General features: G+C 62.9%; 16 protein-coding genes. 9 read left to right on the top strand and 7 right to left on the bottom strand.

What is annotated here, in order from left to right; translation table 11 throughout:
- Window positions 1-10: 10 nt before the first annotated feature.
- Complete coding sequence (locus tag K2Y42_RS12725) at window positions 11-1,219, bottom strand: hypothetical protein (protein ID WP_291152971.1); 1,209 nt, start codon at window positions 1,217-1,219, stop codon at window positions 11-13.
- 269 nt (window positions 1,220-1,488) lie between these two features.
- Here K2Y42_RS12725 and K2Y42_RS12720 point away from each other — a divergent pair, with 269 nt between their 5' ends.
- The 4 genes from K2Y42_RS12720 (at window position 1,489) to K2Y42_RS12705 (ending at window position 6,749) form a co-directional block, all read left to right on the top strand.
- Window positions 1,489-2,598, top strand: coding sequence for an ELM1/GtrOC1 family putative glycosyltransferase (locus K2Y42_RS12720; protein ID WP_291152969.1), 1,110 nt, complete (start codon window positions 1,489-1,491; stop codon window positions 2,596-2,598).
- A 26-nt stretch (window positions 2,599-2,624) separates the two neighbouring features.
- Window positions 2,625-3,755 (top strand): N-methyl-L-tryptophan oxidase, encoded by a 1,131-nt coding sequence (gene solA, locus K2Y42_RS12715; RefSeq protein ID WP_291152967.1) that lies wholly within the window; start codon window positions 2,625-2,627, stop codon window positions 3,753-3,755.
- A gap of 158 nt (window positions 3,756-3,913) precedes the next feature.
- On the top strand, window positions 3,914-5,692 hold the full coding sequence (locus K2Y42_RS12710) for a protein kinase (protein ID WP_291152965.1): 1,779 nt from the start codon (window positions 3,914-3,916) through the stop codon (window positions 5,690-5,692).
- Window positions 5,693-5,810: 118 nt separating this feature from the next.
- A complete protein-coding gene (locus tag K2Y42_RS12705) occupies window positions 5,811-6,749 on the top strand; it encodes a MerR family transcriptional regulator (protein ID WP_291152963.1) in 939 nt (312 codons plus the stop codon).
- Between the two features lie 179 nt (window positions 6,750-6,928).
- Here the strand turns inward: K2Y42_RS12705 and K2Y42_RS12700 are convergent, their stop codons facing one another.
- Both K2Y42_RS12700 and K2Y42_RS12695 read right to left on the bottom strand, forming a co-directional pair.
- Window positions 6,929-7,591, bottom strand: a complete 663-nt coding sequence (locus K2Y42_RS12700) for a hypothetical protein (RefSeq protein ID WP_291152961.1) — start codon at window positions 7,589-7,591, stop codon at window positions 6,929-6,931.
- 11 nt (window positions 7,592-7,602) lie between these two features.
- Complete coding sequence (locus tag K2Y42_RS12695) at window positions 7,603-7,800, bottom strand: hypothetical protein (RefSeq protein ID WP_291152959.1); 198 nt, start codon at window positions 7,798-7,800, stop codon at window positions 7,603-7,605.
- 184 nt (window positions 7,801-7,984) lie between these two features.
- Between K2Y42_RS12695 and K2Y42_RS12690 the strand changes: the two genes are divergently transcribed.
- Window positions 7,985-9,154: a helix-turn-helix domain-containing protein gene (locus K2Y42_RS12690; protein WP_291152958.1), complete on the top strand. Its 1,170-nt coding sequence runs from the start codon at window positions 7,985-7,987 to the stop codon at window positions 9,152-9,154.
- 92 nt (window positions 9,155-9,246) lie between these two features.
- On the opposite strand, the gene K2Y42_RS12685 is transcribed toward K2Y42_RS12690, so the two are convergent.
- Window positions 9,247-9,435, bottom strand: coding sequence for a hypothetical protein (locus K2Y42_RS12685; RefSeq protein WP_291152955.1), 189 nt, complete (start codon window positions 9,433-9,435; stop codon window positions 9,247-9,249).
- 267 nt (window positions 9,436-9,702) lie between these two features.
- Between K2Y42_RS12685 and K2Y42_RS12680 the strand changes: the two genes are divergently transcribed.
- From K2Y42_RS12680 to K2Y42_RS12670, 3 genes are all read left to right on the top strand, one after another.
- Window positions 9,703-10,416: a LuxR family transcriptional regulator gene (locus tag K2Y42_RS12680; RefSeq protein WP_291152952.1), complete on the top strand. Its 714-nt coding sequence runs from the start codon at window positions 9,703-9,705 to the stop codon at window positions 10,414-10,416.
- A 91-nt stretch (window positions 10,417-10,507) separates the two neighbouring features.
- Entirely contained in the window at window positions 10,508-11,152 is a 645-nt protein-coding gene (locus K2Y42_RS12675) for an acyl-homoserine-lactone synthase (RefSeq protein ID WP_291152950.1), read from the top strand.
- Between the two features lie 2 nt (window positions 11,153-11,154).
- Window positions 11,155-11,361: a hypothetical protein gene (locus tag K2Y42_RS12670; RefSeq protein ID WP_291152947.1), complete on the top strand. Its 207-nt coding sequence runs from the start codon at window positions 11,155-11,157 to the stop codon at window positions 11,359-11,361.
- Between the two features lie 95 nt (window positions 11,362-11,456).
- Here the strand turns inward: K2Y42_RS12670 and K2Y42_RS12665 are convergent, their stop codons facing one another.
- Both K2Y42_RS12665 and K2Y42_RS12660 read right to left on the bottom strand, forming a co-directional pair.
- Entirely contained in the window at window positions 11,457-12,683 is a 1,227-nt protein-coding gene (locus tag K2Y42_RS12665; protein WP_291152945.1) for a hypothetical protein, read from the bottom strand.
- A gap of 944 nt (window positions 12,684-13,627) precedes the next feature.
- On the bottom strand, window positions 13,628-14,710 hold the full coding sequence (locus K2Y42_RS12660; protein WP_291152942.1) for a tyrosine-type recombinase/integrase: 1,083 nt from the start codon (window positions 14,708-14,710) through the stop codon (window positions 13,628-13,630).
- Window positions 14,711-14,836: 126 nt separating this feature from the next.
- Between K2Y42_RS12660 and K2Y42_RS21275 the strand changes: the two genes are divergently transcribed.
- The gene (locus K2Y42_RS21275) at window positions 14,837-15,145 is read left to right on the top strand and encodes a helix-turn-helix domain-containing protein (RefSeq protein WP_366512396.1); all 309 of its coding nucleotides are present in this window, start codon (window positions 14,837-14,839) and stop codon (window positions 15,143-15,145) included.
- A gap of 323 nt (window positions 15,146-15,468) precedes the next feature.
- On the opposite strand, the gene K2Y42_RS12655 is transcribed toward K2Y42_RS21275, so the two are convergent.
- On the bottom strand, window positions 15,469-15,666 hold the full coding sequence (locus tag K2Y42_RS12655; protein ID WP_291154042.1) for an HGGxSTG domain-containing protein: 198 nt from the start codon (window positions 15,664-15,666) through the stop codon (window positions 15,469-15,471).
- Window positions 15,667-15,694 lie beyond the last annotated feature (28 nt).

The following is a 15,694-nucleotide window of genomic DNA, read 5'->3' as shown; positions in this document are numbered from 1 at the left end:
GCGTCGCAGGTTACGCCGCGGTGTCGGACCCGACCGCGATACGGCGCGCCAGCGGCGAAAGCAGAACGATCACAGCGATCAGCGCGAGCGCCGCCAGCAGCAGCACGGAGAACTCATCCGCGCCCGATCCGATGTAGCGCACGATAATCGAAACCAGGATGTCGTATTTGAACACCGCGATGGTACTTGCGGCGACACCGGCGAGCTTTGCCGCCAGCTCCAGATCCTGATCGTGCTGGCGGAACGAGAACAGCAGCAGCAGCATCGCCCACGCCCCGAACAGGAAGCTCATCATCGTCACGATGGAGCGGAAGCCGCCCTTCTGCTGCACGCCGAACAACGCGTCGGCCGATTGCACATAACCCTGGCTCATGAGCGGGAAGAAGATCATCGCCGCCGCGCCGACCAGCACGCACAACTCGATGCGGCTGACGCGATCCGGATAATGCCGCTTCACGCCCGAATGGCGGAACGTCAGCATCACGCTGATGGCCAGCAGGATGAACAGGAAGAACACTTTCCCTGGCAGCAGCAGCTTGTGCACGCGCCCCGTGATCGATTGCTGCGTCGGGTCCTGATAGTAGGTGTCGATGGCGGTTTGGTACCGCCGCTGCGCCTGGCAGCACTCTGTGTCGTTGCTGAGACGCGGCGTCGCTGAAAGGGGCGTCGAGGCGAAGCAGAACCGGCGCGCTTCCTCGGCGGCATCGGGCTCGATCAGCGGTTCGGCCTGGCACGCCCGGTAGAACTCGCGCACGCCCAGGCGGCGCTGGCTCACCTCGCGCAGGTTCGCGATGCCGTCGATCAGGGCGATGCGCTCGCAGGGGCGCGCTTCGCCGCCGCATCCGGCCGGCTGGCTCTTGTCGGCCGCGAGCGTCGCCGGCTCGATGTCCCACACCGAGCGGTGCGGGTTCGCCGCGAGCCCCGAGGCGATGTGCACGGCCGCCGCCGCGAGCACGGCGAGTCCGACCAGAAAACGGATCGGCCCCAGCGTCACGTGTCGCCAGTACATGTCCACGAAGGCGCACGACGGCAAATAGAAGGCCGCCAGCGCGACGAGACCGAGCGTCGGGAAGAAGAGGAACAGGTGGCTGTCGAATGTGGCGAAGTCCATCGCCCGGTCGAGCCCGAACTCCCACACCAGCACCGCCGGCACTGCCAGGAACGAGAGCCCCAGCAAAAGGTAGACGAAGAACACGAAGAGGCGGGCGCCGAGGGACATGAATAGGGTCCTGTCGATACGAAAGGGCCGCCCCAGTATGCAAGAGGATGCAGGAAGGGGGCAAACGCGGCCGAGAGCATTTTCCGACCAAGTGGATACCGGTTCATCGCAAGACATTGCGACAAACGACGCACTAGATTCCGGGCCGCGCCCGACCAGTCAAGATTAACGGCCGGGGCTGCGATTTCGGCAGTCGAGGCGTTGCGTCGGGGCATCTCCCGAGCGGTCAGGAACCCCGCAAGCCGTTGCCCGAGACCGTTGCGAGGAATATGGACAAGACCGGGGCGCACGCCGACAATACGGCTCTTCAGCGCCAGCGAGCGAGACACAGCCTGCCCGACCAGAAACGACAGCCCGCCCTCGCGGCACCCGCCACCCGCGTGCTGCTCATCTCGGATGGCCGCCCCGGGCATTATCGGCAAAGCGAAGGCGTGGTGGCGGCCCTGAAACGGCGTGGCCCCGTCGTGGTCGATCGCGTCGAGCTGAAAACGCGGCTGCCGCTACCGAAGGGTTTTATTCCCAAGCTCGGCCGCCTCCTGCCGCCGCGCAGCGTGCTGCGCCTGCATGGCATCGATCCTCGCGCGATCTCCAAGCCGGACATCATCGTGTCGTCGGGCGGCGCCACGCTCGGCGCCAACGTCGTGCTCGCGAAAATTCTGGGCGCGCCGAATGTGTTCAGCGGGTCGACGCGCGGCTTTCCCCTCGAAGGGTTCAGCCTCGTGTTGACGCCCTATCCCTCCGTCGCCCGCCCACCGGTGGTGATGGCTGGCGCAAAGCCCACGCCCTTCGACCCGGACCGGTCGCCGCCGCCGCGCGCCATCGCGACAGCCGATGCGATGCGCGGCGCACGCGTGGGTCTGCTGATCGGCGGACCGACGCCCAACGCGGATTTCAAATCTGAAGACTGGGTGCGGCTCGCAAACTTGGTCGAAGCCCTCGCCGCGCAGTGGGCATGCCGCATCACCCTCGCCACCTCGCCGCGCACGCCTGAGATCGCCTACGCGGCCCTCGCGCCCGTTGTCGAGCGCGCCGCAGGTGCCGTCTCGATGATCGATTTTCGCGTCGCCGGTCCCGGCTCCATCGATGCCGCGTTCGATTGCGACGTGATGCTCGTCACGGCCGATTCCATGTCGATGACGACGGAAGCCGCGCTGTCGCGACGCCCGGCCATCGCGCTCGCACCGGAAATCACGCGCCCGCACCGCGACGACGAAGCCGTGGCCGGTCTCGTTGCGGAGCGATGGCTTGCCGTTCTTCCTCTCGCCGGCCTCGATGCGCAACGCGTCGCGGAGACGGCCGCGAGCCTTGCGCCGATGCGCGAAAACCATCTCGATCGCCTCGCGAGCCTGATCGCGCGCGCAACGCGCATCGGCGTCTGAACCATCCGCAACGGAGCGCACGCATCATGGCTGCATTCGATGTCATCGTCGTCGGCACGGGCGCCATGGGCGCGGCCGCCTGCTGGCAGCTCGCGCGGCGCGGCCAGAAGGTGCTCGCCCTCGACCGCTACGACATTCCAAACGCCATGGGCTCCTCGCACGGCGTCAATCGCATCATCCGCCTCGCCTACTTCGAGCATCCCGCCTACGTGCCGATCCTGCGCCGGGCTTATGAGTTGTGGCGGGAAACGGAGCAGCTTGCGGGCGAGCAGCTCCTGTGGATCACCGGTTCGCTCGACATCGGCGCGAGCGGCAGCAAGATCGTCGAGGGCGCGCTCGCGAGCTGCCGTCAGCATGGCCTCGACCACGAGGTCCTCAGCGCTGCGGACGCCATGGCGCGTTATCCGGGTTATCGGCTGCCGGAGAATTTCGTCGCGCTCCACCAGCCCGAAGGCGGCTTCGTGGCGTCGGAACGCGCCATCGTCGCGGCGGCCAACCTCGCACTGCAAAGCGGTGCCGTGCTGCGCGCCCGCGAGCCGGTGCTGGACATGACGCCGATTGCGGGCGGCGGCGTGCGCGTGCGCACCGGGCGCGGCGTATACGAAGCCGGCCAGGTCATCGTGTCAGCCGGCGCGTGGGTCGGCGAGCTCGTGCCCGGCCTCAGCGCCACCGCAGTTCCGGAGCGCCAAGTGCTCGGCTGGTTTCAGCCCAAACGCCCGGAGCTGTTCCGGCTCGGCGCGTTTCCCGTGTCGAACCTGAAAGGCGATCTCGGTCATTTCTACCAGTTCCCGGTCTGGAACGTGCCGGGCTTCAAGATCGGGCTCTATCATCACCTGCACGAGCAGGGCGCGCCGGAGCAGCTCTCGCGTGAGCCGACGGCGGCCGACGAAGCGGTGCTGCGTCGCGGCGTGGCGGAGTTCTTTCCCGACGCGGACGGCGACGTGCTGGCGCTCCGCACCTGCATGTTCACGAACACGCCCGACGAGCATTTCATCATCGATCGCCTGCCCGGCTTCGAAGACGTGATCGTCGCCTCGCCCTGCTCGGGCCACGGTTTCAAATTCGCGAGCGCCATCGGCGAGATTCTGGCCGACCTCGTAACCGCGCGCGCCGCGCGCTTCGATCTCTCGTTGTTTTCGCTGAGCCGGTTCCTCTGATCGATGTCGCACGAGCCCCGATCGTACGTTGGCATCCGAGTATGATGCAGACCTGCTCGGCATTGCCGGAATAGCGATCGTTCCGCGCGTGTGCGATGGAACGCTCCGGTCGAGAAAATCGACCGCGCATCCTTCACTCCAATGCCCGGCTGACCGCAATGACACCCTTCCATGCCCTTCTGTGCTGCCCCAACCAGGCCGTACCGCTGATCGCTCACCCCTACCTGCTCCCTCCCGCGTCGCCCGCTGGAAGCAGGCAGCCCAATGGCACGATCATCGTGACGGACGAAGCGGCGCCGTCGTTGCTCTACAAGTTCACGCCGTGGGTCGGCTCGGCGTTGGCGTTCGACGAGATCGACGCCTACGCCAGGCTGCGCGATATCGAGGATGCATCGGGCATCGTCCAGCTTGTGGGACTCTCGGGCACGGAAGAGCATGTCATTCGCGTCATGGAGCGGTCTCATCGCGGCTCGCTCGACAAGGTCCTGCGCGGGGTCGCAATGGGGACCGGCATGCTCGACGCGGATCTGGCCAGATCCATCCTGGCTGACATCGCTGAAACCATGGTGAACATCCACGCGCTCAATCTGGTCCACCGGGATCTCAAGGCCGAGAATGTGCTGGTCTTTGATCGGGACGCTAATGCCGGAGGCGGGCATGACATCCGCGCGAAGGTTTCGGATTTCGATCGCACGGTGAGTTTGCGCGATGCGACATTTCTGGAAGAACCTGTCGGATCGCTCTTTCACATGGCCCCGGAACTGCTCGCGCACGGCAAGTACGATCGGAAGGTCGACGTCTACGCCTTCGGTATCCTCATGTTCGAGGTGGTGCACGCCGGCGCGAGGCCTTATGCGAACGTCGCCACCGGCATGCCGGGCTCGCTTCCCCGCACTGAGTTTTCCGAGAAGGTCATGGCCGAGGGGTATCGTCCCGTCTGGGTGCACGACGACGAAGCGTTGAAGAGCCTCGCAGAGCGGTGCTGGGCGGAAAGTCCGGCAGATCGCCCGGAGTTCGAGGAGATCGCCGGACTTCTGAAAGCGCGCTCACCTCGGCAGAGGTCGCCCCAACCTGCAACGACCGAGCGCAAAAGCGGACCGGCTCCGATCGAGCGCGCTGGAATTGCGAGCACCATCGGAAGGCAGCGCCGCGCGATGGAAGACGCCGCATGCGTGCTGCAAACGCCGGATGCTTTGGTCTTGGGCGTGTTCGACGGCCTGCGCGGATCGCGGACAAGCACGTTTGCCGCGAGGAGGCTGGCTCTCGCGCTCGCCGATACCTTGGCTAAGGAGGCGCAGGATCCCGAACGCGCGATGCGAACCGCATTCGAGACGACGGAAGCATCGCTTCAGCGCATGATGCCCGCCATCGAATGCGGAAGCACGGCCACCGTGGCGGTGCTGCGTGGCCGCGATCTGTTCGTGTCCTGGCTTGGGGACTCGCCCGCCTTTCTCTACCGAAAAGCAGAAGGCGGCGCGGACGTCTCGCCCGTCAAGCTCGTGACCGGCCACCATCCCGATCGTGAGGACGAGGCTGCGGACGTGCGCGCCAGGGGAGGCGAGATCCGCCGCGAACAGAAAATGATGGATAGCGGCGAGCTGGTGCCGTGGGGCCCGCTTCGGGTTTGCGCGCCGGAAAGCGGCGAGGCCAAGGGCGGCATTGCGCTGTCGCGCGCGCTCGGCCTGTTCCCGTTCAAACCGGCTGTCGGAAGTGCGCCGGACGCGATCCGGATCGAGCGGCGCGACGACGATCTGTTCCTCGTCATGGGCTCGGATGGCGTATTCGAGGTGCTGTCTCCGGAACGGGTGCGCGAGATCATTGTCGCGAGCCCTTCGGCTCAGGACGCCGCGGAGGCCATCATCGACGCGGTGCTGTCGGGAGGCGCGCCGGACAACGCAATCGTGATCGTGGTCGACCTGCGCGAGCAGACGCTGTGACGAAATACTCTGTCGCGCCCGATAGGCCTGACCCATCGCGGAAATGGCTTAGGCGACTTGGCCGCTGATCAAAGCAGCTCTTGACCCTCCACTTGGTGGAGACCCTAATTGAGACGCCATGGGAGTGAAGGCGGCATATTCGATCGGTGAACTGGCCCGGCTGACGGGGCAGTCGGTCAGGCGAATCCGGTTCTATTCGGACAAGGGGTTGTTACCCCCGATGCTCCGGACCGCGACCAATTATCGTCTCTATACCGATACGGACATTGCCCGTCTCGACCTCATCCAGGCGCTTCGCGGCGCCGGGGTCGACCTGGCGACAATCCAAAGGCTGTTGACCCGTCGCCTGACGTTGAAGGACGTGCTGCAAACCCGGCTCGATGTCCTCGAGGCCGAAATCGCGTCCAAGCGTCGAGCAGCAACTGTTCTGCGTGCCACCCTTCGCCTCCCAAACCCTGCCGATGATGACCTGAGGAGGATTTGGACCATGAGCAGCTTAAGCAACCAGCAGATGAAGGCGCGGATCGAGGCCTTCATCGACGACATCTCCACCGGCTCGTCGCTCAACGATGATTGGCGACAACAGGTTCTGGATATGAGCATTCCCGAGCTACCCGACGATCCGACGCCCGAACAGTTGGCGGCGTGGGATGAACTGGCGACGTTGTTGGCCGATCCCAGCTTCGTGCGTGAGGTGCAGGAGGGCACCACCGCGTTCTGGACCGATGCGCTCGATCCGGAAGCCTATCAGCGTGTGTCGATCGAAGCCTATAATGCCGCCGCCAAGGCTTCGTGCGAGGGGCTTTCACCCGACAGTGCCGAAGCGCAGACGATCGCCAGGAAATGGTTTGAAGGATCAGCGCGGGCGATGGGAAAGACTGCGGATCGAGGCGTGCTCGATTGGCATCTCTCGCAATATGATGCCTATGCCGGACGCCTAGGGCGCTATCGCGACCTTCTTGTCATCCTGCGCGGAGAAACGTCGCCGATGGCGGCCGACCGGGAGGTCTGGGGCTGGCTGAACGATGCATTGAAGGCGCTCCCCATCGCAAGCTAATCGGCAATACGCGGCGCGCAAGCGGGGGAGTGGCGGGAGAGTGCCGTGCACAACAGAGATAAAACATCAATCTAGAACAGCAGGTTAGGTTATGATGGCGCTCACCAAAACCAACAAATATACCAACAAGCGAGCCAGCCATTAGCGGATCCACTGTTCTAGCCTGATCGGTCCACCACTCAGATCGAGGGATTGCGGCCCCTCGCAGCGACGCGCATTTCGCCCGCAAGTTGACGTAGTTTCTCGGCCACTTCGTCAGCTCCGAGTGTCCGGCTTAAATGTGCGAGCGCCTGCATTTTCACTCGGACTCCGGCTACTGTATGGGCTCTCAATCCCAGCGCTTCGTCAGCATACATCCCGACGACATTCTCCGAGACGCGCGATCCCTCCTCGAAACACTTGCCGAGGTCGAGCAACTTAAGGTCGGGCCGCCGGCGGAAGTCCGCGATTGAAAGAATAGGGAATAGCCCACTTGCCTGGGCAAGCCCGCAAACATGACGTATGAGTTCGGCCGCGGACCGTTCTGCGATGTCGTCGCTGTAAAGCGAACGCATTGACCCATCGAATTTTACCGCGTCAGGCCCTACGATGTCTTGATGTCGAAGTGCCATCACGGCAAGAGCCATAATTTCGACTGGCGTTCCGTGGAACGGTCTGGAGCGCATCTGATCTTCGAGGCAACGCAACCGCTCTTCGATCGGCCCTATGATCGCTTCGGCTTCCTCGTCTGTCTCGCATTCGAGGTACTCTCGCGCGAAGAAGTCGCGTTCCTTCGCCGCTAACTCTTGCCACTCTTCCATTTCCGGCCAGCCCGCCACGTTGGCGGTCGAGTTCGGTGCCAAGGCGGGCTCAGCTAATCCTTTCGCTTGCTTCGCTTGCCTAAGTACGCGCGAAATACCATTTCCCCGACTTCCTGCAGGGTGACGCCGTCTTCCACCGCCGAGAGCTTTAGTTTCCTGTGAAGCTCCTCCGGAAGCCACAGCAAGAGGGCCTTTTTTCCTTCCCGACTTGGCTGCAGATAGGCTTCGCGCTGGTCCTTTTTGGGAGACATGCCGACTTCCAAGATTTGCTCTGTCCATGGTGCTTCTACCCTTTCAAGAGTTTAATTGCAAACTTGTCGACAACGAAGCTATGAGTTATATTTATAACTGTCAAGCGCCCAAAAAGCCCGACAGGTGCGCGAACACCTCCGGGCCGTGTCTCAAACCCACTTCCGCAAAGAAAGGACTTTCGACATGAAACACGTAGCATCCCCGGCCGCCCTTGTCACGGGCGGCGCGTTCTGCATCCTCGGCGCCGGCGCTCTTCTCGCTCTGCAAGTCGTGCTCGGCCTCGAATACACTGCCGGCGGCTCGGCCGGCACACAACTATCGATGATCGCGGCCATGGTCGCGCTCTTCCTGTTGCCGATGTTCGTCGCACTCGCTCGGCGCCACGGCGCCGGCAAGTATGCGGCGGCGCTCTCGATCGCCTTCGTTGCCTTCCTCGCCTACAGCCTGCCCGCCACGACGGGACGCTCGGGCGAGATCAAGGAAGCCAAGGCGAGCACCGCTGAAGACGTCGCCCGCCACAAGGCCGAACTCGCCTCGATCGCGCTCACTCTGAGCGTGGCCAAGCCGGATATGCTGGCCGAGTGCGACGGCGCTCCCGACCCGCTACCGCCCGAAGGCTGGCCGAAATGCCGTCGCAAGAAAGGCACGGTGACGTCGCTCGAAGAGCGTCAAGCCAAGCTCGAAACCGAAGTGAAGGCCGCCGGCACGTCCGGCGCGACCGGCGACCTCGGGTCGACGCTTTGGGCATGGGCCCTGTCGTGGTTCGGCATGACGGCTGCCACGATCCGCAAGGTTTCCGTCCTGTCGTTCGCCGTCGGGATCGACTTCGCGATTTTCGCTCTCGGCGGCCTCGCCGAGCACCTGATCGCGATGGCGTTCGCCGTCATCGGTGAACGCAAGGCGGCACATGCGGAAACTCAGGCCCCAACCCGTCAACCGTTGTCGCCATCCGAGCAAAGCGACTTCGGCGGCTCTGACACTGACGAAGCCCGGAAACTCGGGATCGGTGGCGAGCCGGGCGCTGGCAACTGGGGAAACTCGGGCAACAGCGGCAAAAATTGCGGCAACGATGACACTGGAAACCGCGGCAACCCACCAAACGGTGGCGGAAATCGCGGAAACGGTGGCGGCAACAATGGCGGCAAGCGGGTCTACTCGCGCGCCGAGGCTCTTCTCGACGTCACCCGGCGCCTTGCATCCGGGGAAACGGTTGACGCTCAAGACCAACTCGCCGAGGCATGGGGCCGCAACAAGTCAACCGTTTCCAAATGGCTGAAACGGTGGCGGGCCGACGACCTCATTCCCACGTCGCAGCGAGTCGGTCGTTGCCATCGCCTGGCGCCGGCGGACTGATGTTACCGAAATCAATTTCGGTATCATTGTAACGCTTCACCCCGGAGGCTCACGCCTTCGGGGTTTTTTGTGCGCCGCGCGGACTGCGCGCCTCAATGCATCGTCTCGCGGCGATCAAACACGAAGCCGCGCGGCGCGTCGTCCGACATGTGCAGGGTCACGCGGTTCCCCTTGTGAAGCTCCTCGCGCACAATCTCGATGGCGTCGTTTTCGGAGCATGTGAACGACGCAAGATAGTCGAAGCCGTCCGCGCCACCCCACACGCTCACAATTGCCTTCATGTCAGCCACCTCCGCGCTCCATCCGCCGCGAGACTGACACGCGTACAAGGGGCGGGGATAACTTTCCCTCTCAGTTGAAGAACAACGACCAGAGCCCGACCACCGCGTCATACAGCCAAGAGTAGTAGACCCAAATCGCCAATGCCCCAGCAAGAGTGAGCAGAACCGCCCGAACGTGTTCAAACATTCTCTGCACGTTTCAATCTCTGCTTGTGAGGGTGTATCCCACGATATACTATTTAAGAGCAGAAGCGGTGCAGGTGGCGGATGTTGGAGAAAGTCTTCTTCCAGCTCGTGGAAGACCTGGACAACGTCGTGAGCTCCGACCTCGGCGACGACACGCTGAAGGCCATCGCCTCCAGATACGGGCTCAGCAATGCGTCCTACCTCGGCGTAAACATTCCCCGCGTCAAAGACCCAGCATACATCCTCACCAGCTACAGCCGCGACTGGGTTCACCGCTACGTCAGCCAGGACTACGTTTCAATCGACCCCGTCATCCAGGTCGGGCTGGGGCGCATTCTGCCGCTTGATTGGTCGGACGTGCGCGATCATACTCCCGCAGCGCGCAACTTTTTTGGCGAGTCGATCGAGTTCGGCCTTGGCCACCAAGGCCTTTCTATTCCGATACGTGGCGCGAACAACGAAACGGCGATGTTCAGCCTCAACGCCGATTGGACCAGCCGCAGGTGGAAGGCGGAACAGCGGCGCATCAGGCGCGACTTCCTCGTCATCTCAAACCATTTCCACAATCGGGTGCTGGAGCAGCTTGGTGCACCGCCGCCCGACTTCAAGCTCACGACGCGAGAGCTTGAATGCCTGAAGTGGGCTGCCAACGGCAAATCCGCTTTCGACATCAGCGTCATCCTCTGCATCTCCGAGAGACTGGTCCGCTACCACTTCGAATGCGTGCGCTCGAAGATGCAAGTGTCGTCGATCATCCAGGCCGTCGCGCGCGCAATTAAGCTGAACCTCATCTGAGCCGCGGTCCACTGGCAAGGTGACCAGTAGATGGTAAACGGACTTGGACGGACGATCCCCCCGCGATTGTGCAAACAATGGGGATCGCTCAATGAAAGTTCAGCTTATCTCCGGCCACGAGGCCGGCAACCACCCACACCTCATCGACGAAATGTTCAAGCTGAGAGCCCGCGTCTTCAAGGACAGGCTCGACTGGGAAGTCACGGTTGTCGACGGCCGCGAACGCGACCAGTTCGATGACCTCAATCCTCTCTATGCGCTTGCAATCGACGATCTGAACCGGGTCGTCGCAACCTTCAGGCTGCTGCAAACCACCGGACCACACATGTTGGCAGACGTGTTCCGCGGGCTGATGCCGGAGGGCATTCCAATCCGCAGCCCGCTCATCTGGGAAAGCACGCGGTTCGCAGTCGATACCTCACTGGCGCGCGATCGCGGCCCGCGCGGCCTCGCGGAGGTAACCGGGTTGATGCTCACGACCCTGCTCGAAACGGGTTTCAACTCCGGCCTCACGCACATCCTGACGGTCCTCGACGTCCGCATGGAGAAGATCGTGCGGCGGGCGGGCTGCCCGGTCGATCGGCTCACCGAGCCGCGGGATTTCGGGGGCGTGCCTTCGCTTGCGATCCTGATGGAGTGCTCGGAGGAAACGGTCGCCGAGATGCACCGCAGAAACAACGTGCCTCTGGACTGCTTTGCCGACTCTCAGCTGTCATCGCTCGGCCGCGCGGCTTAGCGATGTACAAATCCATCGTATCCAGCGTTACACAAAAGCCGCCACCGATCCTGTTCGCGATCATGGATCAACTTCATGCCATGGCGGACGACGCGAGCGTGGTTGCGACGGCTAACGACGTCATCGCGCTTGAACGCGTTTTGGCATTCGTTGCTATCGAAATCGACCACTGCGCCGGCGCAGAACCACCCCATTTGGGCGAACAATGACAACGCCCCCCGCAGCGACGCTGCGGGGGGCGTTATGGGTATGGCACACTATTGTCGAACAAGTCAGCTAGCTACAATCGCAAAGCTTCGCTTGGCTAACGACTGTCCATCGCCCAGACGTCGGCAGTGAGAAATCCGGTTGCCAGGTAGAGGCGCCCTTTGTGGTAGGTAAGGGCCGACGCATGTCGCGGTGTCCACGGGGTCGGAGTCAGTTGTTCCCACGTGTGTCCGCTTGCAGTTCGCCAAACATCATTCGACATTTTTTGTTGCGAGCGGACCGATCCGTCGGTGACATAGATGTATAGGGGTGTCGAGGTAACGGTAAAATGCGTTCTCGCCGACCAAGGCGCTCGATCCAACAATCGGACCCAATCGCGGCCGTCCGTTGTGTACCAGACATCACTATACTCGGCGGTTGTGTCCGTGCCGCGACCTGCGCCGATGCCAGACTTTACGCCGCCTCCCATGATGTAAAGTCGGTCACGCAGCACCGCAAAGCCGTGGATCAAGCCACGCGCCGCCCACGGCGCATGTTCAAGTTCCAGCTTCCATTCGCGACCGTCTTCAGATGACCACACATCGTCGAATGCGCGCACGCCTGGCCAAACCGATTTTCCATCACGGTCGATCCACGATAGTCCGCCCATCACCCAAAGGCGGCCCTTGAACGGCGCGACATAGGGTGTGTAACGCCGGCCGAACGGCGCGGCGCTGGTTTCCTCGGTCCAGTTGATGCCGTCAGGACTCGACCAAACGTCGGCGAGTTCGTCCCCCGAAATGACCCACATACGGTCGTTGAATACCACCCACCCGGCCCCATGGCGCGGACGCCAAGGAGCGTCGGCTAGGCGCGTCCACGACTTGCCGTCGTCGTCAGAGTTCCAGACTTGGTTCGTGGTGAGCGGCGCTTCCCAACCGCCGAGCAGCCAGAGCTTGCCTTTGAATGAAAGCAATCCAGCACCGTCGCGCGGTTTCGGTCCCGGCGAGTTCGTGATCAGTTCCCAGTGGTGGACAGTGACGAAAACTCCGTACTTGACCTTTTCACCATTAAGCCCAGTTAACTCATAACCGATGGCGTATGGGAATCCGACGACACCTTCCGGCGTGCGCTTCAATGAAGCGGCGTTGTGAGTAATTTCCGGCTCAAGCGACTTCGGGTCAGTGCCGTGCGGCACGTAGATCAGTATCTTTCGTTGCGCATGATCAATGTAGGTAGACGCCTTGATCCGTGGGAACTTGAACGATGTTATCTGGAGTGCGTCAGCTTCGGCGCAGGAAACGGACAGCAATAGCGCAAACCCCAAAAACAGCAGCCGTGTCATTTGTCTGTCTCTCCTTTCGATAGTGCTTTGCCGCCCGTGAGAACCACTGCGGTTTCATGACGAGTTCGGTCTCCCCAGACGGCTGCGCGCGCCCTGTAAACGCCGACTGATCGGTGATGTCGCGCATCTGCGCGATCTTGACGATGACGCTCTACGGCGGTGCCGCCTCTCCGCTGGGTGCTTGGGCGGCGGCGGGATTGGCAGTCCGCCAAAGTGGAAAACTGTGAAATGGTGGGCTGCCAGGAGCGCAAGCTGCGAACCAATCGTGCTGTCATCGATTTTCTTCCCCAAAAGCGGTGGGCGGCCGCCTCCTTGGCGGCGCATCGGCAAGCTAGAAAGCTCGGCCTCGTCGACAAGCACGCCACGTTAGCAAGTCGCTCAAACACTTCCATAAAATTCTTATGCGGAGGTCCGGAAACGTGATTTGGAGGGGGCGTCCGGCGCGGATGCGTCGAGCCCTTGTGAAGCGTGGGGGTCTGTCCCCTGCTCTCTCCTCCGCCAAGACAGCGCCACTCACGTGCGGCACACGGCTGCCGTCACCCCAGCTCCGGATGCCGCCGCGTTCCGCTCCGACAGGCAGGCCAAGGCGTCGACGCGGGCAACCCAAACGGCGTCGCCCCGAGATGAAGCAGAGTGGCCGGTAGCGGGTGGGACGCAAGCTCCCGTGGTCTTCCGAGCGTGTTGAATCTCGGCATCGAGCCGAGCGTTATCCCTGGTAAGGGAATCCGATTTAGATGCCCTCGCGATCTCAGCGTTGGTTCGCTTGATCTGTCGCTCACGCAGCCTGCTCTTCTGTGGGCTTCGGCCCGAAAAGGACTAGCAGCGCAAAGCCGCTGAGACCAAGCCACAGAAGTTTACGGACACCTACCCGCTTAAATGCTTTGCCCTCCGTCGGCTCCCTCTCCGCGTGCGGGGAGAGCAAGATTCGCCGACGAAGGAGACAACTACTTAGCGGCGCTCGTGACAGACAATCCCACGCCTTTGATCCGATGCGGGCTTATGCGGGCCCGATCAGCGGCAGCGGTGTATCCCATGACAATCGGCACGCATTTGTGCCCCGTGACGCTCATGATCGCCTGGACGCTGGCACCTGCCTCGGCGGCCGTGGTGCAGAAGCCATGCCGCAGCGAGTGGCCGGAATAGAGCTCGGCCTCGCGCTGGGCTACAGCGGCCGGCACGCCCTTGCGCTCGAAGTGTTCCGCGATGCGGCGCTGGATGATGCCGGTCACGCTCTGCGGATGTAGCCGCTCAGCGGTGATCTTGCCGCCCTTGAGGATGCGGCGGAGCACCGGCTGCCCGGGCTGGACGTCGGAAAGTGCGAGCCAGGCCTCGATTGCTTTGACCGCGACCTCGCTGCCGTCGCGCGGCACCACGGACACTAGGGGCTCACCGGTCTGCGTCTTGTGGCGAACGAGCGTGACGGCAAGGGAGTGGCCGTCGCTGGAGAGCACGCCGTCGCCGTCCCCGAGCCGACCGAGATCTAGGCCAGCCAGCTCCGAGCGGCGGCGGGCGAAGGCGTAGCCCAGAGCAAGCAGGGCCGCGTCACGAGCTTCTAGAGACGATGCGCCAAGGCCCGAGATAACATCGAGAAGAAGCCCAGCGCGCAGCGGCGCGGCCTTAGCGATCTTTTCCGCCTTCTCGCGGCGGATGCCTTTCAGGACCATGCGCAACTCTGCGGCACTGGTGTCGAAGGCGAGCCCGTTGGCCTCGTGTGCGGCCTTGATCGCAGCGACAGCGGTCCTGAGCGTGGCGATCGCCTGGCCTGCGCCGCCAGTCTTGCGCCGCTTGCCTCCTCGGGTGCCGATGTTCGCCCGGCTCGCGATCCAGTTCGCGACATTGGCCGGTAGCGCCGGCAGGGGGGCGAGCCCCAGCACTGCGCAATGCTCGCTCCAGAGCCGCCACTGCGCCGCATAGGCCCGGCGGGTGTTATCGGCCAACGAGGCGCGAGCGAAGGCGTGTGCGCTCTCGGAGAGACCGGAGAGCAATGAGACGTGGCCGTTGCCATCCGCGGTGACGATCGAATTCATGGGAGATCCCATTTGAGCCGATAGGTAGTGATAAACACCTATTGTCAAATCCAACATAGGGATATGATTTATCCCCGTCAAGGGATATGATTGATCCCTGATGAATGTCGTGATTGAACGTAGGTTATGGATGACCTGCCCACTTTCGACGGCCGCCAGCTTACGGCAGCCCGAGCCCTCGCCGAGATGACCGTCGCCGATTTGGCTGAAAAGGCGAACGTGACGCCGCGCACGGTTCATAGGATCGAGATTGGCGGGACGGTCAGTGTCTCCCCGGGCCGGCGGCATGGGCACGTCTCTGCCGATGTGTGGGATCGCATTGTCGCCGCAGTCCGAGAAGCGGGTGTCGAGCTACTGTCAGAAGACAGCACGCACGGGAGCGGTGTGCGCTGGGCGCGATCAAGAAGTGTGCGGCCGAAACTCCCGCAAGAATAACTCCCCATCGAAAACAGGGGTTTTTATTGCGGCGGTTTCAGCGCGGCGGTTTCCCAGGCGGTCGGACCAAACCGGTCGGCTTCCAAGCTACCAGTCAGGACGAATCCGACCGGATGGCCGCGCGGGAGCGGTCCGTGAAACGTTTGACACACGGGTTAACGGCCTCAGATGCCTTCAACGCTAGGTTTGCGCAACACTCGCCTGACCCGCGTAGCGGTGTTGCATACTGTTGCGTGTTGCACCGCTAGATGACGTCCGCTGGCCAGTCGCAGGCTTCCGGGCGGTAATACCCCAAGACGCGCGAGGCGATAGGTCAAGGCTAGTCAGCTAGCGAGCCTTGCGCGCTGGGTGTTGCGCTCTCGCCAAAGGCGCCACCGTAGGCGCTGAGCGGAACTGATACGTGCCCTGCCTTCCTCCGTTAGAGGTCCGGTTGATCGGCCTCCGTGAAGCTTACATCGCCCGTTCGGTGCCGCCGGCGCCTGACAGGCTCCACCGGCTCGCGTCCTGGCCTCGCACTTCATGCGCATCGGCTTCTTTAGGAACGAGATT

The sequence above is a fragment of the Hyphomicrobium sp. genome (genome assembly GCF_019744875.1).
Lineage (GTDB): Bacteria > Pseudomonadota > Alphaproteobacteria > Rhizobiales > Hyphomicrobiaceae > Hyphomicrobium_C.
The sequence above is the reverse complement of the archived record's forward strand: the minus strand, read 5'-3'. Positions and strand labels throughout refer to the sequence as shown.

Excerpts from the sequence above, each read along its gene's own strand:
- K2Y42_RS12675 (WP_291152950.1), top strand. The coding sequence starts at position 10,508 with ATGAAAGTTCAGCTTATCTCCGGCCACGAGGCCGGCAACCACCCACAC.
- K2Y42_RS12720 (WP_291152969.1), top strand. The coding sequence starts at position 1,489 with ATGGACAAGACCGGGGCGCACGCCGACAATACGGCTCTTCAGCGCCAG.
- K2Y42_RS12690 (WP_291152958.1), top strand. The coding sequence starts at position 7,985 with ATGAAACACGTAGCATCCCCGGCCGCCCTTGTCACGGGCGGCGCGTTC.
- K2Y42_RS12725 (WP_291152971.1), bottom strand. The coding sequence starts at position 1,219 with ATGTCCCTCGGCGCCCGCCTCTTCGTGTTCTTCGTCTACCTTTTGCTG.
- K2Y42_RS12665 (WP_291152945.1), bottom strand. The coding sequence starts at position 12,683 with ATGACACGGCTGCTGTTTTTGGGGTTTGCGCTATTGCTGTCCGTTTCC.
- K2Y42_RS12685 (WP_291152955.1), bottom strand. The coding sequence starts at position 9,435 with ATGAAGGCAATTGTGAGCGTGTGGGGTGGCGCGGACGGCTTCGACTAT.
- K2Y42_RS12705 (WP_291152963.1), top strand. The coding sequence starts at position 5,811 with ATGGGAGTGAAGGCGGCATATTCGATCGGTGAACTGGCCCGGCTGACG.
- K2Y42_RS12660 (WP_291152942.1), bottom strand. The coding sequence starts at position 14,710 with ATGAATTCGATCGTCACCGCGGATGGCAACGGCCACGTCTCATTGCTC.
- K2Y42_RS12695 (WP_291152959.1), bottom strand. The coding sequence starts at position 7,800 with ATGTCTCCCAAAAAGGACCAGCGCGAAGCCTATCTGCAGCCAAGTCGG.
- K2Y42_RS12670 (WP_291152947.1), top strand. The coding sequence starts at position 11,155 with ATGTACAAATCCATCGTATCCAGCGTTACACAAAAGCCGCCACCGATC.
- K2Y42_RS12710 (WP_291152965.1), top strand. The coding sequence starts at position 3,914 with ATGACACCCTTCCATGCCCTTCTGTGCTGCCCCAACCAGGCCGTACCG.
- K2Y42_RS12680 (WP_291152952.1), top strand. The coding sequence starts at position 9,703 with ATGTTGGAGAAAGTCTTCTTCCAGCTCGTGGAAGACCTGGACAACGTC.
- solA (WP_291152967.1), top strand. The coding sequence starts at position 2,625 with ATGGCTGCATTCGATGTCATCGTCGTCGGCACGGGCGCCATGGGCGCG.
- K2Y42_RS21275 (WP_366512396.1), top strand. The coding sequence starts at position 14,837 with ATGGATGACCTGCCCACTTTCGACGGCCGCCAGCTTACGGCAGCCCGA.
- K2Y42_RS12655 (WP_291154042.1), bottom strand. The coding sequence starts at position 15,666 with ATGAAGTGCGAGGCCAGGACGCGAGCCGGTGGAGCCTGTCAGGCGCCG.